Origin of the sequence: Mesorhizobium sp. M0768, from assembly GCF_040320195.1 — a bacterium.
Classification (GTDB): Bacteria; Pseudomonadota; Alphaproteobacteria; order Rhizobiales; family Rhizobiaceae; genus Mesorhizobium.
The window spans coordinates 1-25,755 of the sequence record NZ_JAMYPD010000031.1 but is presented as its reverse complement, the minus strand read 5'-3'; the positions used below and the strand labels follow the sequence as shown (position 1 = coordinate 25,755).

The window sequence follows — 25,755 nt, the reverse complement described above, 5'->3', positions numbered from 1 at the left end:
GAGCAGAAACTCGTTTCCATGCAGGTTTGTTCCGGGATAGCGGACCGTTGCGCTACAAGGAGGCGCCGTCCGCACCTGACTTATGGCTGCCGAAAGAACACGGCGACTGCTTAAAATCATGATGCGTCGCCTCAACATCGCGGCCATAATACTGCCGGTGGTCATTCGGGGGTCTACATGCAAATGCGTCATGCCATCATATTTGTACTTTTCATACTTTCCATCTCGGCCGTTTCGATGCCCGTGCAGAAGGCCGAGGCGCTGGAACCTGAACGCTATACGGTCTATTGCGCCGACGACCGTATCCAGGTTTCGTTCTGGGATATCGAGCAGATGAAGGTGCGGGCCGGCTCCAACGTTTGCCAGTTCCAGAGCTATACGAGCTACAGCAGCGCCTTGAATTTCGCCCAAAAGAATTTTGGCGGCGAGGGCGCTACCTGCAGCTGCTAGCCGTTCTGGCTTGGAATTGATTCAGGAAAGCAAATGGTGGGCGATGCAGGGATTGAACCTGCGACCCCACCCGTGTGAAGGGTGTGCTCTCCCGCTGAGCTAATCGCCCGCTCGTTGCCCGAAGGCCAAGCGCGCCGCGATATAAGGGAGGCCGGCCTGCTAAGTCAACCACTTGTCGGTCGGCATTTGGCGGTCCGCCCGATGGGCGGCTTTCAGCCCTCTGCCGCGGCCATCAGCCCTTGTACCAGATCGAGCGTCAACGAATCGAAATGCGAGATTACCGCCGACGGCTCGAACTCTCGCACATGGCGGTCTGTGTAGCCGAAATCGACTGCCACCACCGGAATCCCGGCGGCTTTCGCCGTGTCGATGTCGGTCTGCGAATCACCGACCATCAGTGCGCGGTGCGGATCGCCGCCGGCGCGCGCGATGGTCTGCGTGAGATGGCGCGGGTCGGGCTTGCGGAACGGAAAACTATCCTGACCGCAGATCGCCGCGAAATGCCTGGTCATACCGAGCGCCTCGATCAGCGCCACCGAATTGGCCTCGTATTTATTGGTGCAGATGGCCAGCAGGTAACCGGCTGCCTCGAACCGTGCGATCGCCTCGGGGACGCCGGGGTAGGGGCGCGATTTGCCGGGGATGTTAACGGTGTAATGGTCCAGAAACAGCTTGAGCAGGCGGTCGTGCTCCTCCACTGCCAGCGACCTGTGCTGCGCTGCGTGGGCGCGCTCGATCATCACCCGGCCGCCATGGCCGACGAAGCGCCTGAAGCCGGCTTCGTCGACGGCCGCGAGCTGGCTGGCGGCAAGGCTGTGGTTGAGACTGTCGAGCAGGTCCGGCGCCGTGTCGATCAGCGTCCCGTCGAGGTCGAACACGATGATCGGTCGGGTCATGGCCTGTCCTATGACGATTTGACTGCCGGCAGGCGATAACCGCTGCGGCCCGTTCAGGCAAGACGGCTTATCCACCGCGGGCAAGGTCCTTTGACCAGCCCGGCAAAAATGCTACGAGCGCCGAAACAAATCTCGGGACCCGGCATGGATGCGAGGCAATTGAAGGTTGAGGCCGCGCGGGCAGCGCTTGCCCATGTCACGGATGGCATGCGGCTCGGCATCGGCACCGGCACGACGGCGGACGAGTTCGTGCGGCTGCTCGCAGACAAGGTCGCCACCGGCCTGACTGTCATCGGCGTGCCGACCTCGGAGCGCACCGCCGTCCTTTGCACCGAGCTTGGTGTGCCGCTGTCCACCCTCGAGGAAACCCCCGAGCTCGACCTCACCATCGACGGCGCCGACGAGATCGATCCGGCGCTGACGTTGGTCAAGGGCGGCGGCGGTGCGCTGCTGCGCGAAAAGATCGTCGCGGCGGCCTCCGCCCGCATGATCGTCATCGCCGACAGCTCCAAGATGGTCGAGATGATCGGCCGTTTTCCGCTGCCCATCGAAGTCAACCGATTTGGCCTGCGCGCCACCGAAATTGCGGTCGGCGCGGCGGCTGCAAACCTTGGCCTTTCCGGCCCTGTTACATTGAGGATGACGGGGAGCCAGCCATTTGTTACAGACGGCGGCCATTTTATCCTCGATGCATCTTTTGGCCGCATTCCGGATACAAGAGCGCTTTCGAATGCTCTCCACGCCATTCCGGGCGTGGTCGAGCATGGTCTTTTCATCGGGCTGGCATCAACGGCCATCATAGCCGGCGGCGACGGCATTCAAACCGTCCATGCCGCCCGAAAATCAGGGAGTTTTACCGATCATGATGTTGCATAACCGGGTTGGCCGCTTTTTTGCCATTCTGGCGGCCTCGGCCGTTTTCGCGTTTTCGTCGCCTGCGTTTTCGCAGGACGTCACCGATGCGCATTTGAAGGCGGCGCGCGCCGCCGTCGCGGCGATCCATGCGACGGATACGTTCGACAGCATCCTGCCGCAAGCAGCCGCGGCACTGGAGCAGCAGATGATCCAGAAGAACCCGGACATGCAGGAACTGATCGCCAAGACGATCAACGAGAAGGCGATGGCCTTGGCATCGCGCCGCGCCGACCTGGAAAAGGAAGCGGCGCTCGCCTATGCAAAGGTGTTCTCGGAAAAGGAACTCAATGAAATTGCCGCCTTCTACAATTCCGATTCCGGCAAGAAGCTGCTCGACAACGGCCCGATCGTGACGCGCGAACTGGTGAAGGCTGCCGAGATCTGGCAGAACGGCCTGGCTCGCGATCTCGCCCAGCAGGTCGGCGAGACCCTGGGTGCAGCGGCGAATGCCAAGGCGCCGGCTGCGCCTGCCGACGGTACCGCTCCGGCCGATGGCGCAGCTCCCGCGGACGCTACGCCGAATTGATTGCGGACTTCCGGGCCGCCTGACCGCCACTGGACCAAAAGCCCGGCAAATCCGGGCTTTTCTTTTGATAGTCGGCAGCCTACCTGTCTCGGGGTTTGAGGGGCAAGGAGTTCAGCCATGGCCGGTTACGACTACGATCTTTTCGTCATCGGCGGCGGCTCCGGTGGGGTGAGGGCGGCGCGCGTTGCGGCCGCACTCGGCAAGCGGGTCGGCATCGCCGAGGAATACCGCTATGGCGGCACATGCGTGATCCGTGGCTGCGTGCCGAAGAAGCTCTACGTCTACGCCTCGCAATTCCCCGAGCATTTCGCCGACGCCGCCGGTTATGGCTGGACGGTGCCTGAGGCGCGTTTCGACTGGCAGACGCTGGTCGCCAACAAGGACCGCGAAATCAGCCGGCTGGAGGCCATCTACAAGAAGAACGTGCAGGGCGCCGGCGGCGAGGTCATTCATTCGCGCGCCATCCTGGTCGATCGGCATGTGGTGCATCTTCTTGGTGAGGATCGCACCGTTACCGCCGACCAGATCCTGATCGCTACCGGCGGGCGACCGGCGCCGCATCCGGCATTGCCCGGCCATGAGCACTGCATCTTTTCCAACGAGGCCTTCGACCTCAAGGAACTGCCGAAGGCAATCATGATCGAGGGCGGCGGCTATATCGCCGTCGAATTCGCCAACATCTTTCACGGCCTCGGCGTCGACACGACGCTGGTCTACCGCGGCAAGGAGATCCTCAGCCGTTTCGACATGGACCTCAGACGTGTGCTGCACGAAACGATGGAAAAGAAGGGGATAAAAATCCTCTGCCACGCCGTGTCCGAGTGGGTCAGGAAGCGGCCTGACGGCCGGCTCGACGCGCTTGTCACCGGCGGCACCGTGCTGACGGTCGACCAGGTCATGCTCGCCATCGGCCGCATTCCCAATACCGAGAACATGGGCCTGGAAGGCGTCGGCATCGAGATGACCAAAACCGGGGCAATCCACGTCGACGAATACTCCCGCACCAACATCGACAACATCTGGGCAATCGGTGACGTCACCCATCGCGTGCAATTGACGCCGGTGGCAATCCACGAGGCGATGTGCTTCGTCGAGACCGCCTTCAAGGACAAGCCGACGGCGCCCGACCATGACACGATCGCTACCGCAGTCTTTTCGCAGCCCGAGATCGGTACGGTCGGCCTGTCGGAGGATGAGGCGGCAAAGCGCTTTTCGGATGTCGAAATCTACCGCGCCACCTTCCGGCCGATGCGGCACACACTTTCCGGCCGCGACGAAAAGATGCTGATGAAGCTGGTCGTCGACGGCGCCTCGAAAAAGGTCCTCGGCGCCCACATCCTCGGGCCGGATGCCGGCGAAATGGCGCAGCTTCTCGGCATACCGCTGAAGGCCGGCCTGACCAAGGATGATTTCGATCGCACCATGGCGGTGCATCCGACCGCCGCGGAAGAACTCGTCACCATGTACAAGCCGACTTACCGGGTGAGAGATGGTGAGCGCGTCTGACGCGACGACAACCCATCGCGGCAACGAAATTGCCGCGATGGAAGTGCGTGCGTTTTCTTACAGCAACGTTCCGCGCAGGATCACCAGCGCCACAGAAAAATAGATCACCAGCCCGGTAACGTCGACCAGCGTGGCGACGAACGGGGCCGATGCGCTGGCCGGGTCGAAGCCGATGCGCTTCAGGGCGAACGGCAGCATCGATCCAGACAGCGAGCCGAAGGTGACGATGCCAACCAGCGTGGCGCCGATCGTCATTGCGATCAGCGGCCAGTGCGGGCCGTAGTCGTAGAAGCCGAGATACTGCCAGAGCGCGATGCGGCAGACGCCGACTACGCCAAGGATCGAGCCAAGCACCAGGCCGGTGGGCAGCTCGCGCAATGCCACCCGCCACCAGTCGCCAAGGCCGATCTCGCGCAGCGCCAGCGCCCGGATGACGAGCGAGGTCGCCTGCGAGCCGGAATTGCCGCCGGAGCTCATGATCAATGGAATAAATAGCGTCAGCACGATCGCCTTTTCCAGCTCGCCCTCGTAACTCTGCATAGCGTTTGCGGTCAGCATCTCGCTGACAAACAGCGCGCACAGCCAGCCGGCGCGTTTCTGGATCATCGCCAGAAAGCCCATCTTCATATAGGGCTCGTCGAGAGCCTCCATGCCGCCGAAACGATGCACATCCTCCGTCGTTTCCTCGATCATCGTGTCGATAATATCGTCGATGGTAACGATGCCGAGGAGCTTGCCGTTGTCCACTACCGGAACGGCGAGCAGATCATATTTCGAGATCAGCTGAGCAACCTTTTCACTATCGGTCAGCGGTGAGACGGTGATAGGCGCACGATCCGGCGCGATTGCCATGATCAGCTCGTCGGGCCCGCCAGCGATCAGCCGGCGCAGGCTGGTCGAGCGCAACAGGACATGCGTTTGCGGATCAACGATGTAGATCGCGTAGACGGTTTCGCGCGTCCGCTCCACCTTGCGGATATAATCCAGCGTGCGGGCTACGCTCCAGTCCGGCGGCACGCTGACATATTCGGTCGTCATGAGCGAGGCGGCGCTGCCCTCGGGGTAGCCGAGAATAGCAAGCAGCGTCGCGCGCAGCGGTGGCGCCAGGCCACCAAGCAGTTCGGAACGAGCCGGCTCGTTCAGATCGCGCAGTATGTCGGCGGCGCGGTCGACCGACATGGCGGCAAGCAGTCTGCCTGCCTTGATGCGGGGCAGCGCCTCGACCAGTTCGAATGCGCCGTCGAGTTCAGGCTGGTCGAAGATCTCGACCAGCCGCCCGAACGGCACTTCGCAAAGCAGCTCCGATGCCGTCTCGCGGGGCTCCTGGTTCAAGGCCTCGACGATGTCGGCGACGTGGTCGTTGGCAAGTACGCGAGCGATGGCGATGGCATCGCCGCCCGCGACAGGGGAAAACTCGTTCATGGCTCACTCCTTGCCGTCCGGCAGGACGTGAGCCTGTCAGGTCACGTCAAGCGGACGGCGGTTGCGTTCGACTGTGACTGTCGCCAGGCATGGCGCGGTGACCTTTCTGCTCGCGGGTTCGAGTTGAGATTCTGCAAGCCGGCGCAACATAGGAGCGCGCCTTGCCGAGTCAATCGCGAGAGCGGGTTAAAGCGGCGGCAAACCGACTGGATCGCGAGACTGTGATCGGGCGACGTGGCAGGCTGGCTGGATGCCGGCAGTGGTGCCCGCGGCTATCTCTGCTTCAGCCGGCGGGGAAAGCGCAGCCACTTGTCCTCGGCCGGCCGCGTCGGCTGCGTGAGGATGGTGGTGAGCTCTACCGGCAAGCTCGGAACCAGCGGCTTCTTGGTGGCGACGCCGTCGGCGATCGCAACCACGCTGTGGTAGAATTCGGTGCCCGCGAGCGATCTCGGCGGCGTCGCCTCATGCATGATCGAGATCACAGTTGCATCAGGGCAATTGTCCTTGATCGCCTGGTGGAAGGCGATCCGTCCATCGGGGTCGAGCGCGCCGGTGGCTTCATCGAGGAACAGCAATCCCGGCTGCTGCAGCACGATACGGGCGACAACAAGCTTCTGTTTCTGCCCGCCCGAGAGAACCTGATCCCAGATCTTTCCTTCACGACTCTCATCGGCCAAATGCTCGATGAAATCGCCGAGGCCGGCCTTGTGCAGGGCGGATGCGACCTGCAGGTCGGCGTAATCATGCTCGGAACCGGGCAGGCAGACCAGTTGCTTCAACGAGACCTGCTGCAGCTTCACCTCCTGGGCGGCGTAGAAACTCCTGACCCCTTCCGGGAAGACGATGGTACCGCGGCCATAAGGCCACAGCCCGTTGATCGCCTTGATCAGCGAGGTCTTGCCGCAGCCGGATTCGCCCTTGAGGAAAGTCCACTCGCCACGCCGGAAGCGCAAATTTGCAGCACTCAGGAAGGGCGTTGCGTCCTCGCCCTGATGCGCCAGTTCGAGCTTCTGGATGGTCAGGCCGAAAACCGGGTTTTGGCGGTCGTAGCGAAAATCGGAGCGGCCGGTCTGCTGATAAAATTCCTGCGGGTGCTGGACGTCTTCGATCGCCTGCGCCAATTCAATGACGCGCAAGCTGTTGGCGCGCAACGTGGCAAGACTTGGCATGACATGGATGAACCACGAACATTTGCTGATCAGCGCGTTGACCTGTTCGGAACCTGTTATGTAACCCTTGAGGTCGAGGCCGTTATGGATGAACGGCACAAGGCCAGGCCCGAAGGCGACAATTTTGGCACCGACAAAGTTATAGACCGATTCGAATCCCGAATAGATGGTGTTGACGATGTTGAACTTCGACCAAGTCCTATCGATGTCGAGATAGAGCCGGCTATGTATCGTCTTCTGCACGACTTCGCCTTGCGAGGCCGCCACATGAAAGCTGCGGCGCAATAACGTGATCAGTTCGCCCCGATAGCTGCCTTCAGCCTTCTGCATCCTGATGTTGAGCCACTCCAGCATTCCGCCGATTTTGACTGCGATCCAGGTGTTGAACGGCACGTAGAGAGCGACCGCCAGCAGAGCAAGCACGACACTCCCGTAGCTGCCGAGGAACTCGAGTCCTTTTACCTCCACAGAATTTGCCAACAAAGCTCCACCGACAAAGTAGAGCGAGGTAAAGACACTGAATACTCCCATGGCAAGCCCAATAGCGCCGCCTGTCATGTCCTTGATCGATTCCTGCACGCGCTGGTCGATGTTGTCGGGCGCTGCCGTGCCGGACGAGCCATGCTGGGCGTGGTAGTGTGAATGGTTGGGGTCGAGTAGCGCCGCATTGAAGCGGCTATCTAGCCAGCCGCGCCATTTGCGATGCAATGTCGCCGATACAAACTTGCATGTACTGGTAATGCCCATGTCCTTGAGCACGACCAGCAGCACGAGCAGGCCGGCATTGGTCAGCAACGTTTTGAGCGGCGTGGTATTCGCGGCGTCGTGAAAAAAAGCGATTGAGGTATATAGTTCAGCCGCCGCCACGGTAAACCAGACGTCGGCTTTGCTGGAGAGCCCTGTCAGCAAGCCTATTACCAAGGTGAGCGTCCAGGCTTCGACCCACTTGTCCGAGAACCAGTAGCCCCGCATCAGTCCCCAGAAGCTGCGCATCGACGATACGGGCGTCAGGGGCGACGGCCTTGCGGCACCGCGGAGCCATTTTTCCGATATTGAATGTCGCGTTGGTCTGTCGACCCGAATCACTATCCCGCCCAAACGATTTTTCTTTTGTTACGGACAGTAACACCAATTGATCATTTTCCATTAGCTTTTCACCAGTCGCAGGTGGCTTTAGCTCGCCGGCCGTTGCAGTGGAGCAACAGGATGAATGATCATGGCGCTATGCCGTTACGTTTCTGGGGGCGGAATACTGATGCAATTTCAAATAGTTACTTGCTCGCGCCGGAGCAAGTAGAGACCTTCCCCTGGGGAAGGTCTTCACACAGCTTTGTGAACATAGAAGCGCCGTCCAGCGATCGATCTTCACAGCCTGAACCGCCTTCACGGTCAGCTCCGACCTCGTCGGCGACCAGAAAGTGACCGTATGATTCGTGGTTGAAGCCGCCTTGTCAGGACCCCGTAGTCGGCCAAGCAATGACTTTGCCGACACAGTCCAGGATGAAGATCAATATCAATTGGCCCGTGCCTTTTTAAGAGCGCGCACAAACCGCGTTTGACAAACACGCGCTTCGGATCGAACCTGCCGGACGCATCCAGGTTTGAACCGGGGGGAAGTTCTTCATGCTTGCACGGACATTGTTTGCGGCGATGCTCGCGATGTTTGCCTGGCTGCCGCAAACATATGCCGGCAGCCAGACCTTTCCCGCAAACGCCGAGGGGCAGGTCGAGTTCAACACTCCCTCCGGCAATATCGGCTGCATCTATACGCCGAAGGGCGGCACCAGCACCTACGAGCCACAGGATGGCGGACCAGAACTGAGCTGTTCGCGCGTCGAGCCCAGCTACGTCACCGTCATCCTCGGCCCGAAAGGTCCGGCGACGCTGATCAAGAATCCGGGCGAGCAAGGCTGCTGCGGCGACGTCACCAGGCTGGCGTACGGCAACAGCTGGAGCAAGGGGCCGTTTTCCTGCCAGTCATCCACCAAGGGATTGACCTGCACCGGCAAGCATGGCCATGGCTTTTTCGTCAGCAAGGCCAAGGTGACCGTGAAATAGTCCGACTCAGTTCGCTGTTTCCAGTTCGCCGCGTGCCTTGGCCGCGGCGACCTGGCGGAGTGCATCGGCGAGCGTATCGGCGTCCTGGGCACCCATCACCGCATATTTGCCTTCAAGCAGAAAGCACGGCACACCCGATATGCCCATGCGCGAAGCGGTGGCGATTTCGGTGCGCACGGCCTCTACATCGGCGTCGGTCGGCAGAAGCGTTTCGACCACGGACGCATCCATGCCGGCCTCGCGGGCGGCTTCGATCAGCACGGCATGATCGCCGAGATTGGCGCCTTCCTCGAAATTCAGCTGGAACAGCCGGCGCACCAGCCGGTTCTGAATGGCCTCGCCGGCCGTGCCGGCCCAGCGAATGAGACGGTGCGCATCCAGCGTATTGGGCGCGACCTTGATGGCGTCGAATGCGAAGGAGATGCCTTCAGCCTCGCCCAGCGGTTCGATCCGGGCATGGATTTCGCGGATGCGTTGCTCGCTGCCGAATTTCGCCACCATATAGTCGCGGCGGTTCTTGCCTTCGGGCGGGATTGTTGGGTCGAGTTGGAAGGGCCGCCAGCGTATGTGAACGTCGATATCGACGGCGGCAATCGCCTTGTCGAGCCGTTTCTGGCCGATAAAGCACCAGGGACACACGACGTCGGAGACCACATCGACGGTAATCGAGCTCTCGTCGTTCATCTTGATCTCCTGTTGTGAAGAGGTCACTTCGGTTTGCGCCACCAGGTCGGCAACTGATAACCGTATATGGGCGTCTTTTGCGGATGTTCTAGATAGTTCCAATAAGCGAGCCATTGCTGGTTGTTGTGCTGCGTCGGCACCATGTAATTGCCGGAGATCAGCAGCCGGTCGAGAACGCGGACGGCCGCTACATAGTCCTCCTTCGAACGAGCTCTCAGCATCGCCTCGATCGCCGCATCCACTGCGGGGTCGGCGACACCCGCCAGGTTGAACGAGCCTTCGGCCTTGGCGGCAGCGGATCCCCAGCGCCCGGTTTGCTCGATACCGGGCGACAGCGAGTTGTTGAAACCGGTCGAGCCGACCAGCACCTCGAAATCGAAACGCTGCTTGCGCGACTGGATCTGATCACCGTCGAGGCTGCGGATGCCGACATCGATGCCGAGCTTCTCAAGGGTGCGCTGATAGATAGCGGCAAGTCGCTCTTCGTCCTGCGAGGCGGTCAGGATCTCGAAACCGAACGGCTTTCCCTCGGGATCGAGCATCGCGCCGTCCTGCACCGTATAGCCCGCGCTCTTCAGCAGCTCGAATGCCGCCTTCAGCACCTTGCGGTCCTGGCCGGAGCCGTCGGTAGCGGGCGGCCTGTAGGTGCCGTCCATGACATCTGCGGGCACTCGGCCGGGGTAGGGGACCAGCAGGGCCTTTTCCTTTTCGCTGGCGGGGTGGCCGAGCGCGGACAGCTCGGAATTCTGCCAAAAGCTCATCGTGCGCGTGTATTTGCCGCCGAACAGATTCTTGTTGGCCCATTCGAAATCGTAGAGCATGCCGAGCGCGCGCCGCACGACCGGATTGGAAAATTTCGGCAGCCGCGTGTTGAACAGGAAACCGTTGACCACCGGCGGAATGCCGGTATCGAAAGTTTCGGCGATGACCTCGCCCCTGTGGAAGGCCGGAAAATCGAGATCGCGCTCGCGCTTGACCGGGTCGCTGTCGTCGTCGATGGCGCAGATGCCTTTCTTGAACGCTTCCTGCTTGGCGTTGGCGTTGAGGAAATATTCGATGGTGATCTGGTCGTAATTGTCGAAGCCGCGCTTGGACGGCACGTCCTTGCCCCAATAGTCCGGATTGCGCTTGAACACGATGCGCTGACCGGGCACGACTTGCGCCACGGTGTAAGGCCCGCTGCCGATCACCGGCTTTAGCGTCGTCCTGTCGAAGGTGTCCTTGTTGAAGGCGTGTTTCGGGATGATCGGCGTCAGCGCAATGATCAGCGGAAATTCGCGGTCGGCCTTGTCGTTGAAGGTGAAACGCACACTGCGGTCGCCGGTCTTTTCGAGCTTGGCAATCGCTTTCATTCGCAGGCTGTAAGGTGGGCGGCCCTTCTCGGTGAAGACGTCATAGGTAAACAACACGTCTTCCGGCGTCACCGGCTCGCCGTCCGACCATTTGGCCCTGGGATCGAGGTGGAATTCGATGCTCTTGCGCTCGGGGTCCATGTCGGCGGTATCGGCGAGCAGGCCGTAGAGACTGAAGGCCTCGTCGTAGTTGCGCTGCATCAGGGGCTCAAAGACGAGATTGCCATAGGCTTGATCCATCATGCCGCGCGCGGTGGTGCGCAGGCTTCTCAGGATGAACGGATTGAGATTGTCGAAGCTGCCGACGACGCAAAATGTAATGCTCACGCGTTTCGGAGCTTCGGTTTTGACGTAATTGAATTGCTTGTATTCGGCCGGCAGAGCCGGCACGCCCTGCATGTCAAGCGCGTGCACCGGTTCCGACAGGGCCGGCTGCAGGGAAAGGCCGACAAACAAGATTGCGGCGATCAGCCAAACGACAACGCGGCCCATGACCGTCTCCTTCCCGATTCGATGCGCAGCATACATGAGCCGGTCGTGCACCGGCCAACCCCTTGAGCCTATCCCTTGGCCAAGATTCGCGAGACCCGGGCTGGATTCGGCACCGCTTGCAGTGTAACACGCCGTCCGAAGTCATTCTGTTGCCTCATTTCGGCAACAGGTAGCTGGACCACACGGCATGAAAAAAGCCGGTTCCGGGATCATTTGAGAGGAATGCACGACATGACGAGCCTGAACAGCAACGCGTACCGCCTGTCGGTCATGGCCGCTGGCGTGGTCGGCATTCTGGGCGCCGGGATTCCCGCTGCTTCCGCGCAGCAGCAACAGCAGATTCCGCAAGGCTGGTTCAAGGCCTGCACCAAGCAGGAAGACGTCGACATCTGCAATGTCCAGAACATAACCACCGCCGGCAACGGCCAGCTCATCACTGGCGTCAGCCTGATCGAATTGAAGGGCAAGGTGAACCGCAAGGTGTTCCAGGTGACGGTTCCGACCGGCCGTCTCGTTCCTCCCGGCATCGGCCTCCAGATCGACGGCGGCAAGGCGCAGAAGCTCGACTATGTGATCTGTTTTCCGGATCGCTGCGTGGCGGAAGTGCCGCTGAGCGATCAGCTTGTCGCATCCTTCAAGAAGGGATCGGCGCTGACGCTCACCTCGGTCAATTTCCAGAACCAGCCGAACCCGATCAAGATTGCGCTGACCGGCTTCAGCGGCGCCTTCGACGGCCCGCCGCTGCAGCAGTCGGACATCGAGGACCGGCAGAAGAAGCTCCAGGAGTTCGTCGCCAAGAACAATCAGGACTTTGCCAAGAAGCTCAAGGAAGAGCAGGAAAAGGCGAAGGCCGCCAACTGATCGACGGGTTTTCGAACCAACAAAAAAAGCGGGGGCCTTATACCCCGCTTTTTTCGTTTGGACCCGCCATTTGTCGCGTTCAGCCAAGTCTCAAGCCAGTCCCAGCCCAGCCAGATCCCGGCTAAGTCAATGTCTCAATTGGTGCTTCGGCTCGTAGCGCCCGTCCGGCTTCTTGTCGAACATTTCACCAATCTGCGGATGCCGGACCGGTTCGCCCGACCGGTCCTCGAGTAAATTCTGCTCGGACACATAGGCGATGTATTCCGTTTCGGAATTCTCGGCGAGCAGATGATAGAAAGGCTGGTCCTTGCGCGGCCGCACGTCAGCGGGGATCGCCTCGTACCATTCGTCAGTATTGGCGAATTGCGGATCGACGTCGAAAATGACGCCGCGGAACGGAAACAGCCGGTGCCGAACCACCTGTCCGATCGAGAATTTGGCTGTCTTCATCGCACTCACCACTTGAACTTCTTGAACGCCACGCATCCTGGAACACGCAAGGAACGCTCCAGGACTTTAGATTCTTACGCACCGGTCCGGCAAAGATTGGCCCAGACCTTAAGGTCGACATCGTCATTATTTGGCGCAGACGCCGCGTCAATTCAATCCCGATCCCCTTGATGCCGGGTTGAGCATCGCGAGATGCGGATCAAGGGCGGTGGCCAAGATCGCTATCGCTCAGCCGGTTTTCGCAATCCGCCAAAAAACGCCGCAAAACCGCTGCCGGGTCGAAGACCCTCGCGCATGAAAAACGCCCGTAACGGCGCAAACCGCTCAAGCGCGCCAAGGCCAGCGCTGCGCACCATCTGAGCCGGCAGCATGTCGGAAAGCAACGACATGTTGAGCAGGTTGACCGCGCTGCTGCGCGCCAGAATGTCCGGCCGCCGCTTGAAATCATAGGCTGCAAGCGCCTTGGGGGCGCCCGGGTCCGAGCGGTTTCTGCTTGCGGCACCAATCAGGTCGTCGATGTCCCGGATGCCGAGATTGAGGCCTTGCGCGCCAATTGGGGGAAACACGTGGGCGGCTTCACCGACAAGTGCCACGCGGCGATGCGCAAACCGCCACGGGCTCACCGCTGAAAGTGGGTAGACCTGCCGGCCGGGCTCAACCGACACGCGGCCCAACATCGATTGCATTCGCTGTTCGACCCGCGTCGAAAGCTCGGCGTCGTCGAGTGCTGCAAGGTCCTTGGCGATATCGGGTTCGAGCACCCAGACAAGGCTGGACCGGTTGCCGGGCAGGGGAACCTGTGTGAACGGACCGGTCTCGGTGTGGAATTCGGTCGAGGTGAAGGCATGGTCGCTGCGGTGACCGAAATTGAGCACCAACGCCGCCTGCGGATAGGATCGGATCGAGGTGCGGATGCCGGCTGCCTCGCGGGCCGGCGACTGACGGCCATCGGCGGCAACTGCCAACGATGCCTCAACCTCGCTGCCGTCGGCGAGAACGGCATGGGCATGGTCGGCATCGAGGCGCCATGCCTCCACCATCGACTTTCGCCATTCGATGCCCGAATGCGCGACAGCCTCGGCTAGCATGCGGTTGAGAACGCTGTTGGGCAAGTTCAGCCCGAATTGCTCTTCGTTGATCTCGCTGGCGCGAAAGGTCACTGTCGGGCTGCGGATCAGCCGGTTGGTTGCGTCAACGATACGCATCACCTTGAGCGGCGCTGCGTGCGGCCTGATTCCGTCGAAGATCCCTAGCCGTTCGAACATCTTCAGGGCAGGGTTCATCAAGGCTGTCGTCCGGCCGTCGGGGCCGGCGGCGTCGGGTCCGACGAGCGTCACGGGAAAACCCGCCTCGGCAAAGCCAAGCGCCGCGATCAGCCCCGCAGGGCCGCTGCCGGCGACCAGTATCCGTGCTGTTTCCCGATGGTTCAAATTCGGCTTCCGGATTGCGAGGTGAGGCCCGTCCGACCTGCTGGTCCATATAGGTCAGGTGATGCGGCTTGATCAACGCGGCGATTCGGCCCATTCGGTTGCCATGACCGGCCAACAAGACGATTTCAGCCACCTCGACGGCACCGGCCGCGCGATGGCGAGCGTTGCATGCAGCCCTCGACTGACGGTGGGCGTCGTTGCCGGCATGGGCATCGCCCTTGCCTGGCTCCTTCTCGGCGCAATGGCAGTTCGGGGGGCGGTGAGCCGGCTCCCGGGCGCCGATGTACCCGGCGACGCCGTGCTGGAATACCTGCCGCAACTGCCGCTGCCGGATTTCCTTGCGCGTTTCTTCGCCCTTTGCCTTGCGCCGGCGCCGCTTCGCGCAAGCGTAGGCGCGCAAGGCGGGGCACTCACCGCGATGTGGCTGTTGATGGCCATCGCGACCATGCTGCCCTCCGCGGCGCCGATGATCCGCACCTATTGCGAGATCGCAGATACCGCCCGGATCAAGGGGGAACCCGTTGCCCATCCGCTGATCCTGGTCGCTGGATATTTGAGCGTCTGGCTTGCCGCCTCGGCAATATTCGCTGCCCTGACGCTCGCAGTCCATGCATTCGTGTCATCCGGGCAGATGCTCGATCCGCTGCTTGGAATTGCCGGAGCAGCCGCGCTGTCGATCGCTGGTCTCTATCAGTTCAGCTGGCTGAAGGAAGCCTGTCTGGAGAAGTGCAGAAATCCGTTCTCGGTCCTGTTCGCCAACTGGAGCGCCAGGCCCGTTCGCATTTTCCGGCTCGGTATAGAGCAGGGCCTGTGGTGCCTTGGATGCTGCTGGGCGCTGATGCTGGTAATGTTTGCCGTCGGTGTGATGAACGTGTTCTGGATGGCGCTGGTCGGCTTGTTTAGCCTGGTCGAAAAACAGACGGCAGGCAATCTGCCGACGCGGTTGGGCGGTGCGATACTGCTTGTCTGGGCAGCCGCGCTACTAGTAGTCTCGGCATGAGGGGGGAGAATTCGATGACAGATCAAAACTGGGCAATGAAGGGAGAGCTCATCCTTTCCTGCAATTGCACGGTTTTTTGCCCTTGCGTTCTGTCGCTCGGCAATCATCCGCCTACGGAAGGCTATTGCCAAACCTGGGCGGGGTTCCGGATCGATGCCGGCCATTTCGGCGAGGTCGACCTGTCCGGCCTCAATCTTGGGCTGGTCATGGAAATCCCCGGTTATATGAGCCGCGGCAACTGGACGGCGGGTCTGTTCATCGACAAGCGCGCCTCGGTTTACGCTATGAAGGGACTGACGAAGATATTCACCGGCAAGGCCGGTGGAACCACATCGCTGCTCTCCATCCTGGTCGGACAGTTCCTCGGTGCCGAGCAGGTGCCGATCACCTACGAGACGCGTGAGAAAACACGCATCTTTCAGATACCGAAGATCATCGATGGTGCGGTGACGCCAATCACCGGCAAGGATCGCGACAAGGATACGGTCATCAGCAATTCGGAATACTGGATTGCGCCGGAAATCATCGTCGCCAAATCCGACAAGAGCAAAATGCGGGCCTTTGGCCGCAACTGGAACTTTGCTGGCCGTTCGGCCGAAATCTGCAAGCTGGACTGGCGGGGCCCGTGAGCAAGAAGACGACGGCCAGGAAAATCGCCGACCGGATTCCGCGGCCGAAGAAGAAAGTCACATGGCCTCAGGCGCGGGCGTTCTCGGTCCATCTCTTGACCGCGTCGGGCTCATTCCTGGCGTTTCTGTCGCTGGTGGCAGCAAGCGAGCAGCGCTGGACGGCGATGTTCTGGTGGCTGGGGCTGGCGCTTTTCGTCGACGGCATCGACGGGCCGATCGCCAGGAAGCTCGATGTCAAGGAAATCCTGCCGACTTGGTCGGGCGAACTGCTCGACAACATCATCGACTACGTGACCTACGTGTTGATTCCGGCCTTCGCGCTCTATCAGCGCGGCTTCATGGGCGAGCGCCTGTCGTTCCTGTCGGCGGCGATCATCGTGGTGTCGAGCGCAATCTACTATGCCGATACCGGCATGAAGACGAAGGAAAATTTCTTCAAAGGCTTTCCGGTCGTCTGGAACATGGTGGTGTTCACGCTGTTCGTCATCGAGCCCGGACAATGGGTTTCTTTCGCCGTGGTCGTGGTGGCCGGCATTCTCACCTTCGTGCCGATCAATTTCATCCATCCGGTGCGGGTGAAGCGGCTGCGGCCAATCAATCTCGGCATGACGCTGCTTTGGTGCGCTTTCGGCGCGCTGGCGCTGGCGCAGGCCGCACTTGCCTCCTTCTACGACCAGATCGGCGTGCTGGGCGAGCAGGTCAGCGATTTCATCAAGATCGGGATTACGGTCACCGGGCTTTACCTCGCTTGCATCGGCGCTATCATGCAGTTCTTCCCAAATCTCGGCGCCAAGCCGGATAAGAAAGCCTGATCCCAAGAGAGCCAGAAAATGTCCAAAGCGATCCGCATCCATGCCCATGGCGGCCCGGAGGTCCTGACCTATGAGGATGCCGATCCCGGGCAGCCGGGCTCGGGACAGATCCTGGTCAAGCATACCGCGATCGGTCTCAATTTCATCGACGTCTATTATCGCTCTGGCCTTTATCCGCCGCAGGGCGGATTTCCGCTGATCCCCGGCGGCGAGGCGGCCGGCGTGGTCTTGGATGTCGGCTCGGATGTCAACTGGCTCAAATCCGGCGATCGCATCGCCTACGCCGTGACGACCGGCGCCTATGCCGGGCAGCGCGTGATCGCCGCCGACCGCGTGGTGAAGGTGCCGGACGGCATCAGTGACGAACAGGCCGCAGCCATGATGCTAAAGGGCATGACCGCCGAATATCTGTTGCGCCGTACATTCAAGGTGAAAGCCGGCGACACGATCCTGTTTCATGCGGCGGCGGGCGGTGTCGGGCTGATCCTCGGCCAATGGGCCAAGCATCTTGGCGCGACAGTGATCGGCACGGCGAGTTCCACCGACAAGATCGAGCTCGCCAAGGCGCATGGCTTCGACCACGTGATCAACTATCGCGAACAGGATTTCGTGGCCGGCGTTGCCGCTATCACCGGTGGCAAGAAATGCGACGTTGTCTACGATTCAGTCGGCAACGACACATTTCCAGCCTCGCTCGATTGCCTGCGGCCGCTCGGCACTTTCGTCAGCTTCGGTCAATCGTCTGGGCCGATCCCGCCCTTCAGCATCTCGTTGCTGGCGCAGAAGGGCTCGCTGTTCGCAACGCGGCCGACGCTGTTCGTCTATAATGCCAGGCGCGAAGACCTCGAGGCTTCCGCCACCGCCTTGTTCGACGTGGTGCTCAGCGGCGCCGTCAAGATCAAGATCAACCAGCGTTACGCGCTCAGCGAGGCCGGCAAAGCGCATTCCGATCTCGAAGGGCGCCGGACCACCGGGACAACAATACTTATCCCTTAGGTGCCCGCCGTTTCGGGCCGCCGACGCCGGCGTTCTTGCGAACTGCTCTTTACCGCTTGAGTTTCCGCTGAAATTCTTGAAGCTCTTTCAAGTCGTGAGGCGCTTACCGTAGAGAGCAGCCCGCGCATACGATGCTTGCGGGAACACAGAACATGTCTGGCAAACCAGATGGAGGCACCGTGAGTGCAGATCAGGACGGCGCAAACCTGCTTGAGGTTCGCGGCCTCACAAAGATATTCGGCACGTTGACGGCGTGCGACCATGTCGATCTCAACATCGCCAAGGGCGAGATCCATGCGTTGCTTGGCGAGAACGGCGCTGGCAAGTCGACCCTGGTGAAAATGCTGTTTGGATCGCTGGAACCGAATTCCGGCGAGATTTTCTGGAACGGCCAGGCGGTCAGGATCACCAGCCCCGGCACCGCAAAAAAGCTCGGCATCGGCATGGTTTTCCAGCATTTTTCCCTGTTCGAAGCGCTGACGGCGGCGGAGAACATCGCGCTGTCGCTGGATGACGGCTCGCCGATCAGTACGATCGCGGCCAAGGCGAGGGCGCTCTCCTACAGTTACGGCCTGCCTCTCGATCCGCTATCGCTGGTCGGTGATCTGTCGGTCGGCGAGCGTCAGCGCATCGAAATCATCCGCTGCCTGCTGCAGACGCCGCAACTTATCATCCTCGACGAACCAACTTCGGTGCTGACGCCGCAGGAGGCCGATAAGTTGTTCGAGACGCTCGAACGGCTGCGTTCGGAAGGAAAGTCCATCCTCTACATTTCGCACCGGCTGGAAGAGGTCAAACGGATCTGCGACCGCGCCACCGTGCTGCGTCACGGCAAGGTGGTCGGCCATTGCAATCCGCGCCAGGAAACCGCGTCTTCGTTGGCGCGGATGATGGTCGGCAACGAAGTGCTGGCCGTGGTGCGGGCGCCGGCCGAGGGTATCGAGACCGCGCCGGTGCTGCTTCAAATCCGCGAACTCACCCGCAAGCCGGCGACCCCGTTCTCGATCCCGCTCAGGAACATCAATCTCGAGGTCCGCGCCGGCGAGGTGATCGGCATTGCCGGTGTCGCCGGCAACGGCCAGGGCGAATTCTTCGAATCCGTTTCCGGCGAGGTGCTGCAGCAGGATGCCGGCTCGGTCCGCATCCGCGGCAAGGATGCCGGCGGCCTCACCATCACCGGCAGGCGTCTGATGGGCGCTGCCTTCGTCCCGGAAGAGCGGCTCGGCCATGGCGCAGCACCGCGCATGAAGCTTTCGGAGAACCTGCTTCTGTCGCGCCACGCCACCGATGGCAAGATGTTTGTCGGCGCCGGTGGAATGGTCAAGGGCGATGCGATCCATACCGCTGCCCAGCGCATCATAAAGGCAATGGACGTGCGCAAGAGCGCGCCGGATCCGGAGGCTGCGGCTCTTTCGGGCGGCAATCTGCAGAAATTCATCGTCGGCCGCGAACTCGACCGCCGGCCGAGCGTCTTGGTGGTCAATCAGCCGACCTGGGGGGTCGACGCGGGTGCGGCGGCCCACATCCGCCAGGCGCTGATCGAACTGGCGCGCAGCGGCTCGGCGGTGCTGGTGATCAGCCAGGACCTCGACGAGCTGTTCGAGATTTCCGATGCGATCACGGTCATGCACAATGGCGAACTGTCGAAGCCGCTGCCGATAGCTGAAGCGACGTTCGAGAAAATCGGGCTGCTGATGGGCGGCGCCGAACCCGGTCATGCCGAACATACGCTGGAGACGGCCTGATGCGCCTCGAACTTGTAAAACGCCCGCAGCGCTCGATGCTGTTTTCGGCACTCTCGCCTTTCATCGCTTTCGTTTTGACGATCATTGCCGGTGCCATCATGTTCGCGCTGCTCGGCGTCAACCCGTTGACCGCGTTCCGCATCTACTTCATCGAACCGATCAGCCAGGTGTGGCAGTTGCATGAGCTGGCGATCAAGGCCGCCCCCCTGATCCTGATCGCGGTCGGACTGTCGGTCTGCTACAAGGCCAACATCTGGAACATCGGCGCCGAAGGCCAGTTCATCCTGGGCGGCATTGTCGGCTCGATCATCCCCGTGCTGTTTCCGCAGTTCGAAGGCCCATTGGTGCTGCCGCTGATGCTCCTGCTCGGCATGGTCGGTGGGGCCGCCTATGCTGCAATCCCGGCACTGCTGAAGACGCGCTTCAACACCAACGAGATCCTGACCAGCCTGATGCTGGTCTATGTCGCCCAGCTCTTCCTCGATTGGCTCGTACGCGGGCCGTGGCGCGATCCGCAGGGCCACGGTTTCCCGCAGACCATCCAGTTCAACGACTCGGCCATACTGCCGGAACTCCTCCCGGAATCCGGCCGGGCAAACTGGGGATTTGTCTTCGCGCTGATCGCGGCGATACTGATCTGGATCCTCATGAGCCGTATGTTGAAAGGCTTCGAGGTCCGCGTGCTCGGCTCAAGCCCGAGGGCAGGGCGCTTCGCCGGGTTTGGCCTTAACCGCATGGTCTTCTTTGCCTTCCTGCTGTCGGGCGCACTGGCCGGACTTGCAGGGATTTCGGAGGTCTCGGGAGCCATCGGACAATTGCAGCCGGTGATCTCGCCCGGCTACGGATTTACCGCTATCATCGTGGCATTTCTCGGCCGGCTCAATCCGCTCGGCATCGTCGCCGCAGGCCTTGTGCTGGCGCTGACCTATCTGGGCGGCGAGGCAGTGCAAAGCGCGCTCGGCATCTCCGACAAGGTGGCGCGCGTGTTCCAGGGCATGCTTTTGTTCTTCGTGCTCGGCTGTGACACGCTCATCCATTACCGCATTCGCCTGACCGGCTTTTCCGCGCCGAAGCTCGAGGCAGCGCCGAAGTTGGAGGAAGCCCGCTGATGGACATCACCGTCAACATCCTCTTGACCATCGCGACGGCGGCGACGCCGCTTCTGATCGCGGCGATCGGCGAACTGGTGGTCGAACGTTCGGGTGTGCTCAATCTCGGCGTCGAAGGAATGATGATCATGGGTGCCGTCGGCGGTTTCGGCGCCGGCTATCTCACCGGCTCGCCTTGGATAGGGCTGTTGGCGGCAATCACCATGGGGGCAGTGTTCTCGCTTCTGTTTGCCGTCATGACGCTGTCGCTGGCCACCAATCAGGTGGCCACCGGCCTATCGCTGACACTGCTCGGCCTCGGCCTTTCCGGCATGATGGGAACGAATTTTGTCGGCCAGCCTGGCGAAAGGCTGCCAAACCTCGATATTCCCGGCCTGACCGCAATCCCCGTCGTCGGCAGGCTGCTGTTCGGCCAGGATCCAATCTTCTACATCTCGATCGCGCTGACCGCCGCCGTCATGTGGTTCCTGTTCAAGACCCGCACCGGGCTCACGCTGCGCTCGATCGGCGACAGCCATGCATCCGCCCATGCGCTTGGCATCCACGTCATCCGCTACCGCTATCTCTCAGTGATTTTCGGCGGCGCTTGTGCCGGCCTCGCCGGCGGTCACCTATCGCTGGTCTACACACCGCAATGGGTGGAGAACATGACCGCCGGCCGCGGCTGGATCGCGCTGGCTCTGGTCGTCTTCGCCTCCTGGCGGCCATGGCGGGTGCTGGCCGGCGCCTATATTTTCGGCGCGATCTGGGTTGGCCAGCTTCACGTCCAAGCCATAAATCTGCAGGACTTCGTCGACGCGCCCTGGTTGCTCTACAAGTTAATTGCGTTCTTAAAATCGTTTCCCTCGCAACTGCTTTCTTCGCTGCCCTATCTGGCAACCGTCGTGGTTCTCGTTCTAATCTCGCGCAACAAGCGTTTGACGATGATGAACACGCCGGCCTCCTTGGGCCAGCCATTCGTTCCGGATCGTTGACAACAAAAAGACGGAAGCTCCAAGGCTTAACTCAGAGAGGTAACACAATGAAAAACCTGCTTATTGCCCTGATGGCGACGACGGCCGCATTGTCGCTGGCGGCATCAGCCCAGGCGGCGGACAAGCTGAAGGCGTGCTGGGTCTACACCGGCCCGATCGGCGATTTCGGCTACTCCTACCAGCACGACCAAGGCCGCCTCGAGGTGGAAAAGGCACTCGGCGACAAGGTCGAGACCGCCTATCTCGAAAACGTCTCCGAAGGCCCCGATGCCGACCGCGCCTTCGAGCGCCTGGCGCGCGAGGGATGCAAGATCATTTTCGGCACGTCCTTCGGCTTCATGGACCCGGAAGTGAAGATCGCCAAGAAATTCCCCAAGGTGATGTTCGAGCACGCCACCGGCTACAAGACGGCCGAAAATCTCGGCATCTACAATGCGCGTTTCTACGAAGGCCGCTACGTGCTTGGCCAGATCGCCGCCAAGCAATCGAAGTCGGGCGTCGCCGGCTACATCGTTTCCTTCCCGATCCCGGAAGTGGTGATGGGCATAAATTCCTTTATGCTCGGCGCACAGTCGATCAACCCGAACTTCAAGGCGAAGATCGTGTGGGTGAACTCCTGGTTCGATCCGGGCAAGGAGGCCGATGCTGCCAAGGCATTGTTCGACCAGGGCGCCGATATCGTCGTCCAGCACACCGACTCGACCGCTGCCTTGCAGGTGGCGGAGGAGCGCAAGCTGCACGGCTTCGGGCAGTCCTCCGACATGATCAAGTTCGCGCCGCACGCGCAGCTGACCGCGCTGACCGACGAGTGGGGTCCCTACTACATCAGCCGCGTCCAGGCGGCGCTCGACGGCACCTGGAAGCCAGACAATGTCTGGCTCGGCATTAAGGACGGCGCCGTCAAGCTGGCGCCGTTCACCAACATGCCCGACGACGTCAAGGCGATGGCCGAAGCCACCACTAAGAAGATCGCCGACGGCTGGAACCCCTTCACCGGGCCGATCGCCAAGCAGGACGGCACACCTTGGCTGAAGGAGGGCGAGGTCGCCGACGACGCCACGTTGCTCGGCATGAATTTCTACGTGAAGGGCGTCGACGACAAGCTGCCGCAGTAGGTGGTCGGAAACATATCGAACGAAAGGGCGCCACGTGGCGCCCTTTTTCATTTTGGACGGAATATCAGACTGCTGAGCCGTAAAGGTCGTAAGCGTCGGCGCGCTCGATCTTGACCGTGACGATGTCGCCGGCGCGCAGTGGCCGCCGCGACTGGATATGGACCGAGCCGTCGATTTCGGGCGCGTCGTATTTGGTCCGGCCCTTGGCCGAATTGCCATGCGCCTCGTCGATCAGGACCGGCAGGCGCTTGCCAATTTTCTTGGTTAGCTGCGTTGCCGAAATCTTCTGTTGGCGCTGCATGAAGCGGTGCCAGCGGGCTTCCTTGATCTCCTGCGGCACTTGCTCGAGGCCGAGCTCGTTGGAGCGGGCGCCTCTGACCGGCTCGTATTTGAAACAGCCGGCGCGGTCGATCTTGGCCTCGTCCAGCCAGTCGAGCAGCATCTCGAAATCGTCGTCCGTCTCGCCGGGGAAGCCGACGATGAAGGTGGAGCGGATGGCAAGGTCCGGGCAGACGTCGCGCCAGCCGCGAATGCGCTCGAGCGTCTTTTCGCCATGAGCGGGCCGGCGCATGTTCTTCAGCACCTGCGGCGAGGCGTGCTGGAATGGGATATCGAGATAGGGAAGAATCTTGCCCTCGGCCATCAGTGGAATGACGTCCGCGACATGCGGGTAGGGATAGACATAGTGCATGCGCACCCAGACACCGAGCTTACCCAGTTCTTCCGATAGATCGAGGAATTTCGCCCGCACTTCGCGATCGCCGAACATGCTGGTCTGGTATTTGATGTCGATGCCGTAGGCGCTGGTGTCCTGCGAGATGACGAGGATCTCCTTGACCCCGGCCTTGGCCAGCTTCTCGGCTTCGCGCAACACGTCGGCGGCCGGCCGCGATACCAGGTCGCCACGCAGCGCCGGAATGATGCAGAAGGTGCAGCGGTTGTTGCAGCCTTCCGAAATCTTGAGATACGCATAGTGGCGCGGCGTGAGCTTGACCCCTTGCGGCGGCAAAAGGTCGATGTGGGGATCATGGCTCGGGGGGGCAGCCTCATGCACCGCCGCCATCACGCTTTCATAAGCTTGTGGTCCGGTGATGGCGAGGACGTTCGGATGTCTTTCACGGATGACGTCCGGCTCGGCGCCGAGGCAGCCGGTGACGATAACTTTGCCATTCTCCGAAAGTGCGGAGCCGATGGCGTTGAGCGATTCGTCGCGAGCCGAATCGAGGAAGCCACAGGTGTTGACGACGACCAGGTCGGCGCCGTCGTGCTTGCGGGCGATCTCGTAGCCTTCGGCGCGCAGGCGGGTGATAATGCGCTCGGAATCCACAAGGGCTTTCGGGCATCCAAGGCTGACGAAACTGACGCGAGGGGCGGACATCTAAGCTTTTCCGGATTTTCAGGATTGGCGGCGCAGTATCACACTTGTCGCGGCATTGGTATGGGCAGCGGCTGCGGCGAAACGCAACCGCCAGCGTCGCCGAAGGCTCGCCGAAGCTGAAAGGCCGGCCGATGAGAATTCGAGTCGGCGTGTCAGCTCACCGCACTGCTGACATGCGGCAAGACTTCCACCGCGCCCCGGTAGATCATATCGAGTGCGACATAAAAGATGATCAAAAGGCCGATATAGGCGATCCAGCGATGGCGGTGCAGCAGCTTGGCGATGAAGCTCGCGGCAAGGCCCATCAGCGCGATCGACAGGACGAGGCCTATCACCAGCACCTGGAAGTGATCGCGCGCCGCGCCGGCGACCGCCAGTACGTTGTCGAGCGACATCGACACGTCGGCGATGACGATCTGCAATGCCGCCTGACCCAAGGTCTTCTTGCGCGCCTTGCCGGCCACCATATCATCGCTGTTGATATCGGAATTGGACAGCGCTTCGGTCGCCTCCACCTCGTCGGCATACGACGTGCGCAGCTCGCGATACATTTTCCAGCACACCCACAGCAGCAAGATGCCGCCGGCCAGCAGCAGGCCGACAATCTGTAACAGGGTGACGGTGATCGCAGCAAAACCGATACGCAGCACCGTCGCCGCCACCACGCCGATGAGAATCGCTCTCTTGCGCTGCTCGACCGGCAAGCCCGCCGCGGCCAAGCCGATGACGATGGCGTTATCGCCTGCAAGCACGAGGTCGATGGCGATGACCTGGAGCAGGGCAGAGAAGCCCGCGGCAGTGAAAATTTCCATCGACTGGAAGTCCCTTGCTGGTTGGCCGACCGTTCGCGTCGAATGCCTGGAGGGCCTAACGTGTATGGTTCCTGCGCGTCAAGGGACTGGTTGGAACAAGGTCGGCAAACCGCCCGTTATTGCGGCAATATACAGAGTTTGCGACGATCGGCCCGAACACCGGCAAAATGCGGCCACAGGTCGCGAATGCCTAGTTATAGAGATTGTATTTGGGCCAGTCGCTTTCCGGAATTTCATCACCGATCCGATAGCGGAGCTGCAGGACTTCCATATGGTCCGGCGCTGTTTCGCATTTGAATTTCAGCCGGTACCACTGTCCCTTGCTGCGAAACGCAGCACCCGGGCTCTTGATCGCATCGGCGCCCATTTCGGGCGTCGCAAAAGCGTAGGCGACGACACGATCGGCTTTGTATTTGTGGTCGTCGCGGGTAATCCGGTCGAGAATTTCGGCGTCGCATCGCTGCTCCAGCCGGGTTTGCGGATCGAGTTTCAGCAGGCCGGCGCGCAATGCGCTGTCCATTGCGCTGGCCGGCCAAGCCACTATCGTCCATGCGAGGACCGCAGAAAATAGTTTATTCATGGGCGGGAGAAGCATCATATTCGGGCGGAGAAATCAACCCGACGAAGCGCGGCTGCGCGGCGGGTGACAGTCTTCGCTTTGTGGCAGGTTGTTGATTACGCAATAGTATCACCGGTACTTTGGTATCGTTGCCATGATCAGCACTTGTCGCATTTCAGCGACGCGAGAGGTGGTGCGCTGCATGGGGCAGAGCGGCGGTTCTCCCCGAAGCGGACCGGCCTGTTAAACCCAGGCAGTCGAGAATCCGACGAGCGGAAACTCGACGTCATGCCTGCAAGATTGAAGAAATTGGATGCGCGGCCTGAGACATAGGTGACGTTTTGTACCGGACACATGGGTAACACTTTTGGCTTTTGGCCGGAGGTGTTGATGCCGTGGAGAGAGTGTTCGGTGA

Annotated in this window: 25 protein-coding genes and 1 tRNA gene; 14 read left to right on the top strand and 12 right to left on the bottom strand. The window is 61.1% G+C overall.

Going from position 1 to position 25,755, the window contains the following annotated elements:
• Window positions 1-237: 237 nt before the first annotated feature.
• Window positions 238-450 (top strand): hypothetical protein, encoded by a 213-nt coding sequence (locus NKI08_RS27815; protein ID WP_352774098.1) that lies wholly within the window; start codon window positions 238-240, stop codon window positions 448-450.
• 34 nt (window positions 451-484) lie between these two features.
• Here NKI08_RS27815 and NKI08_RS27810 read toward each other — a convergent pair.
• Window positions 485-559 (bottom strand) — tRNA-Val (locus NKI08_RS27810).
• A 103-nt stretch (window positions 560-662) separates the two neighbouring features.
• Complete coding sequence (locus NKI08_RS27805; RefSeq protein ID WP_352682754.1) at window positions 663-1,346, bottom strand: phosphoglycolate phosphatase; 684 nt, start codon at window positions 1,344-1,346, stop codon at window positions 663-665.
• Between the two features lie 144 nt (window positions 1,347-1,490).
• Between NKI08_RS27805 and rpiA the strand changes: the two genes are divergently transcribed.
• The 3 genes from rpiA to gor all read left to right on the top strand — a co-directional run bounded on the left by rpiA (window position 1,491) and on the right by gor (window position 4,293).
• Window positions 1,491-2,222, top strand: a complete 732-nt coding sequence (gene rpiA / locus NKI08_RS27800; protein ID WP_352456755.1) for a ribose-5-phosphate isomerase RpiA — start codon at window positions 1,491-1,493, stop codon at window positions 2,220-2,222.
• Window positions 2,209-2,787: a DUF2059 domain-containing protein gene (locus NKI08_RS27795; RefSeq protein WP_352542027.1), complete on the top strand. Its 579-nt coding sequence runs from the start codon at window positions 2,209-2,211 to the stop codon at window positions 2,785-2,787. The genes rpiA and NKI08_RS27795 overlap by 14 nt, the downstream gene beginning before the upstream one ends.
• A gap of 117 nt (window positions 2,788-2,904) precedes the next feature.
• Window positions 2,905-4,293: a glutathione-disulfide reductase gene (gor, locus tag NKI08_RS27790; RefSeq protein WP_352774096.1), complete on the top strand. Its 1,389-nt coding sequence runs from the start codon at window positions 2,905-2,907 to the stop codon at window positions 4,291-4,293.
• Between the two features lie 57 nt (window positions 4,294-4,350).
• On the opposite strand, the gene mgtE is transcribed toward gor, so the two are convergent.
• Window positions 4,351-5,715 (bottom strand): magnesium transporter, encoded by a 1,365-nt coding sequence (mgtE, locus tag NKI08_RS27785; protein WP_352774094.1) that lies wholly within the window; start codon window positions 5,713-5,715, stop codon window positions 4,351-4,353.
• A 272-nt stretch (window positions 5,716-5,987) separates the two neighbouring features.
• Complete coding sequence (locus NKI08_RS27780) at window positions 5,988-7,877, bottom strand: ABC transporter ATP-binding protein/permease (RefSeq protein ID WP_352774092.1); 1,890 nt, start codon at window positions 7,875-7,877, stop codon at window positions 5,988-5,990.
• A gap of 630 nt (window positions 7,878-8,507) precedes the next feature.
• Between NKI08_RS27780 and NKI08_RS27775 the strand changes: the two genes are divergently transcribed.
• On the top strand, window positions 8,508-8,942 hold the full coding sequence (locus tag NKI08_RS27775; RefSeq protein WP_352774090.1) for a hypothetical protein: 435 nt from the start codon (window positions 8,508-8,510) through the stop codon (window positions 8,940-8,942).
• Window positions 8,943-8,948: 6 nt separating this feature from the next.
• On the opposite strand, the gene NKI08_RS27770 is transcribed toward NKI08_RS27775, so the two are convergent.
• Together NKI08_RS27770 and NKI08_RS27765 are read right to left on the bottom strand one after the other, a co-directional pair.
• The gene (locus NKI08_RS27770; protein WP_352471875.1) at window positions 8,949-9,626 is read right to left on the bottom strand and encodes a DsbA family oxidoreductase; all 678 of its coding nucleotides are present in this window, start codon (window positions 9,624-9,626) and stop codon (window positions 8,949-8,951) included.
• A gap of 23 nt (window positions 9,627-9,649) precedes the next feature.
• Complete coding sequence (locus NKI08_RS27765; protein WP_352774088.1) at window positions 9,650-11,470, bottom strand: extracellular solute-binding protein; 1,821 nt, start codon at window positions 11,468-11,470, stop codon at window positions 9,650-9,652.
• A 231-nt stretch (window positions 11,471-11,701) separates the two neighbouring features.
• Here NKI08_RS27765 and NKI08_RS27760 point away from each other — a divergent pair, with 231 nt between their 5' ends.
• Window positions 11,702-12,331 (top strand): invasion associated locus B family protein, encoded by a 630-nt coding sequence (locus NKI08_RS27760; protein WP_352448908.1) that lies wholly within the window; start codon window positions 11,702-11,704, stop codon window positions 12,329-12,331.
• Between the two features lie 126 nt (window positions 12,332-12,457).
• Here the strand turns inward: NKI08_RS27760 and hspQ are convergent, their stop codons facing one another.
• On the bottom strand, window positions 12,458-12,781 hold the full coding sequence (hspQ, locus tag NKI08_RS27755; protein WP_023675043.1) for a heat shock protein HspQ: 324 nt from the start codon (window positions 12,779-12,781) through the stop codon (window positions 12,458-12,460).
• A 221-nt stretch (window positions 12,782-13,002) separates the two neighbouring features.
• Complete coding sequence (locus tag NKI08_RS27750) at window positions 13,003-14,211, bottom strand: UbiH/UbiF family hydroxylase (RefSeq protein WP_352502442.1); 1,209 nt, start codon at window positions 14,209-14,211, stop codon at window positions 13,003-13,005.
• A 103-nt stretch (window positions 14,212-14,314) separates the two neighbouring features.
• Here NKI08_RS27750 and NKI08_RS27745 point away from each other — a divergent pair, with 103 nt between their 5' ends.
• The 8 genes from NKI08_RS27745 to NKI08_RS27710 all read left to right on the top strand — a co-directional run bounded on the left by NKI08_RS27745 (window position 14,315) and on the right by NKI08_RS27710 (window position 22,591).
• Window positions 14,315-15,211 carry a DUF2182 domain-containing protein gene (locus tag NKI08_RS27745; RefSeq protein ID WP_352471872.1) on the top strand — a complete coding sequence of 299 codons (897 nt, stop codon included), beginning with the start codon at window positions 14,315-14,317 and terminating at the stop codon, window positions 15,209-15,211.
• Window positions 15,212-15,225: 14 nt separating this feature from the next.
• Window positions 15,226-15,840 carry a DUF1326 domain-containing protein gene (locus tag NKI08_RS27740; protein WP_352502444.1) on the top strand — a complete coding sequence of 205 codons (615 nt, stop codon included), beginning with the start codon at window positions 15,226-15,228 and terminating at the stop codon, window positions 15,838-15,840.
• Between the two features lie 35 nt (window positions 15,841-15,875).
• Window positions 15,876-16,652, top strand: coding sequence for a phosphatidylcholine synthase (gene pcsA / locus NKI08_RS27735; protein WP_502893794.1), 777 nt, complete (start codon window positions 15,876-15,878; stop codon window positions 16,650-16,652).
• A gap of 18 nt (window positions 16,653-16,670) precedes the next feature.
• Complete coding sequence (locus NKI08_RS27730; protein ID WP_352774085.1) at window positions 16,671-17,648, top strand: quinone oxidoreductase family protein; 978 nt, start codon at window positions 16,671-16,673, stop codon at window positions 17,646-17,648.
• Window positions 17,649-17,800: 152 nt separating this feature from the next.
• Entirely contained in the window at window positions 17,801-19,393 is a 1,593-nt protein-coding gene (locus tag NKI08_RS27725) for an ABC transporter ATP-binding protein (RefSeq protein WP_502893792.1), read from the top strand.
• Window positions 19,390-20,502 (top strand): ABC transporter permease, encoded by a 1,113-nt coding sequence (locus tag NKI08_RS27720; protein ID WP_352636755.1) that lies wholly within the window; start codon window positions 19,390-19,392, stop codon window positions 20,500-20,502. Before NKI08_RS27725 ends, NKI08_RS27720 begins: the two co-directional genes overlap by 4 nt.
• Window positions 20,502-21,476 carry an ABC transporter permease gene (locus NKI08_RS27715; RefSeq protein ID WP_352448916.1) on the top strand — a complete coding sequence of 325 codons (975 nt, stop codon included), beginning with the start codon at window positions 20,502-20,504 and terminating at the stop codon, window positions 21,474-21,476. Before NKI08_RS27720 ends, NKI08_RS27715 begins: the two co-directional genes overlap by 1 nt.
• Before the next feature lie 47 nt (window positions 21,477-21,523).
• The gene (locus NKI08_RS27710; RefSeq protein WP_352774084.1) at window positions 21,524-22,591 is read left to right on the top strand and encodes a BMP family ABC transporter substrate-binding protein; all 1,068 of its coding nucleotides are present in this window, start codon (window positions 21,524-21,526) and stop codon (window positions 22,589-22,591) included.
• A 64-nt stretch (window positions 22,592-22,655) separates the two neighbouring features.
• Here the strand turns inward: NKI08_RS27710 and rimO are convergent, their stop codons facing one another.
• The 4 genes from rimO to NKI08_RS27690 form a co-directional block, all read right to left on the bottom strand.
• Window positions 22,656-23,969, bottom strand: coding sequence for a 30S ribosomal protein S12 methylthiotransferase RimO (gene rimO / locus NKI08_RS27705; protein WP_352448918.1), 1,314 nt, complete (start codon window positions 23,967-23,969; stop codon window positions 22,656-22,658).
• A 152-nt stretch (window positions 23,970-24,121) separates the two neighbouring features.
• Window positions 24,122-24,781, bottom strand: a complete 660-nt coding sequence (locus NKI08_RS27700) for a TerC family protein (protein ID WP_023675054.1) — start codon at window positions 24,779-24,781, stop codon at window positions 24,122-24,124.
• 190 nt (window positions 24,782-24,971) lie between these two features.
• Window positions 24,972-25,379, bottom strand: a complete 408-nt coding sequence (locus NKI08_RS27695) for a DUF930 domain-containing protein (protein WP_036238130.1) — start codon at window positions 25,377-25,379, stop codon at window positions 24,972-24,974.
• A gap of 119 nt (window positions 25,380-25,498) precedes the next feature.
• Window positions 25,499-25,755 (bottom strand): hypothetical protein (locus NKI08_RS27690; protein WP_352774081.1); only part of this gene is annotated, 257 nt, incomplete at its 5' end.

Bases quoted from the DNA above. Each gene is read 5' to 3' on its own strand.
- NKI08_RS27815 (WP_352774098.1), top strand. From the start codon at position 238: ATGCCCGTGCAGAAGGCCGAGGCGCTGGAACCTGAACGCTATACGGTC.
- NKI08_RS27695 (WP_036238130.1), bottom strand. From the start codon at position 25,379: ATGATGCTTCTCCCGCCCATGAATAAACTATTTTCTGCGGTCCTCGCA.
- rimO (WP_352448918.1), bottom strand. From the start codon at position 23,969: ATGTCCGCCCCTCGCGTCAGTTTCGTCAGCCTTGGATGCCCGAAAGCC.
- NKI08_RS27725 (WP_502893792.1), top strand. From the start codon at position 17,801: ATGTCTGGCAAACCAGATGGAGGCACCGTGAGTGCAGATCAGGACGGC.
- mgtE (WP_352774094.1), bottom strand. From the start codon at position 5,715: ATGAACGAGTTTTCCCCTGTCGCGGGCGGCGATGCCATCGCCATCGCT.
- NKI08_RS27745 (WP_352471872.1), top strand. From the start codon at position 14,315: ATGACCGGCCAACAAGACGATTTCAGCCACCTCGACGGCACCGGCCGC.
- NKI08_RS27760 (WP_352448908.1), top strand. From the start codon at position 11,702: ATGACGAGCCTGAACAGCAACGCGTACCGCCTGTCGGTCATGGCCGCT.
- NKI08_RS27805 (WP_352682754.1), bottom strand. From the start codon at position 1,346: ATGACCCGACCGATCATCGTGTTCGACCTCGACGGGACGCTGATCGAC.
- NKI08_RS27730 (WP_352774085.1), top strand. From the start codon at position 16,671: ATGTCCAAAGCGATCCGCATCCATGCCCATGGCGGCCCGGAGGTCCTG.
- NKI08_RS27700 (WP_023675054.1), bottom strand. From the start codon at position 24,781: ATGGAAATTTTCACTGCCGCGGGCTTCTCTGCCCTGCTCCAGGTCATC.
- NKI08_RS27710 (WP_352774084.1), top strand. From the start codon at position 21,524: ATGAAAAACCTGCTTATTGCCCTGATGGCGACGACGGCCGCATTGTCG.
- hspQ (WP_023675043.1), bottom strand. From the start codon at position 12,781: ATGAAGACAGCCAAATTCTCGATCGGACAGGTGGTTCGGCACCGGCTG.
- rpiA (WP_352456755.1), top strand. From the start codon at position 1,491: ATGGATGCGAGGCAATTGAAGGTTGAGGCCGCGCGGGCAGCGCTTGCC.
- NKI08_RS27715 (WP_352448916.1), top strand. From the start codon at position 20,502: ATGGACATCACCGTCAACATCCTCTTGACCATCGCGACGGCGGCGACG.
- NKI08_RS27780 (WP_352774092.1), bottom strand. From the start codon at position 7,877: ATGCGCAGCTTCTGGGGACTGATGCGGGGCTACTGGTTCTCGGACAAG.
- NKI08_RS27770 (WP_352471875.1), bottom strand. From the start codon at position 9,626: ATGAACGACGAGAGCTCGATTACCGTCGATGTGGTCTCCGACGTCGTG.
- NKI08_RS27740 (WP_352502444.1), top strand. From the start codon at position 15,226: ATGACAGATCAAAACTGGGCAATGAAGGGAGAGCTCATCCTTTCCTGC.
- NKI08_RS27795 (WP_352542027.1), top strand. From the start codon at position 2,209: ATGATGTTGCATAACCGGGTTGGCCGCTTTTTTGCCATTCTGGCGGCC.
- gor (WP_352774096.1), top strand. From the start codon at position 2,905: ATGGCCGGTTACGACTACGATCTTTTCGTCATCGGCGGCGGCTCCGGT.
- NKI08_RS27775 (WP_352774090.1), top strand. From the start codon at position 8,508: ATGCTTGCACGGACATTGTTTGCGGCGATGCTCGCGATGTTTGCCTGG.
- NKI08_RS27765 (WP_352774088.1), bottom strand. From the start codon at position 11,470: ATGGGCCGCGTTGTCGTTTGGCTGATCGCCGCAATCTTGTTTGTCGGC.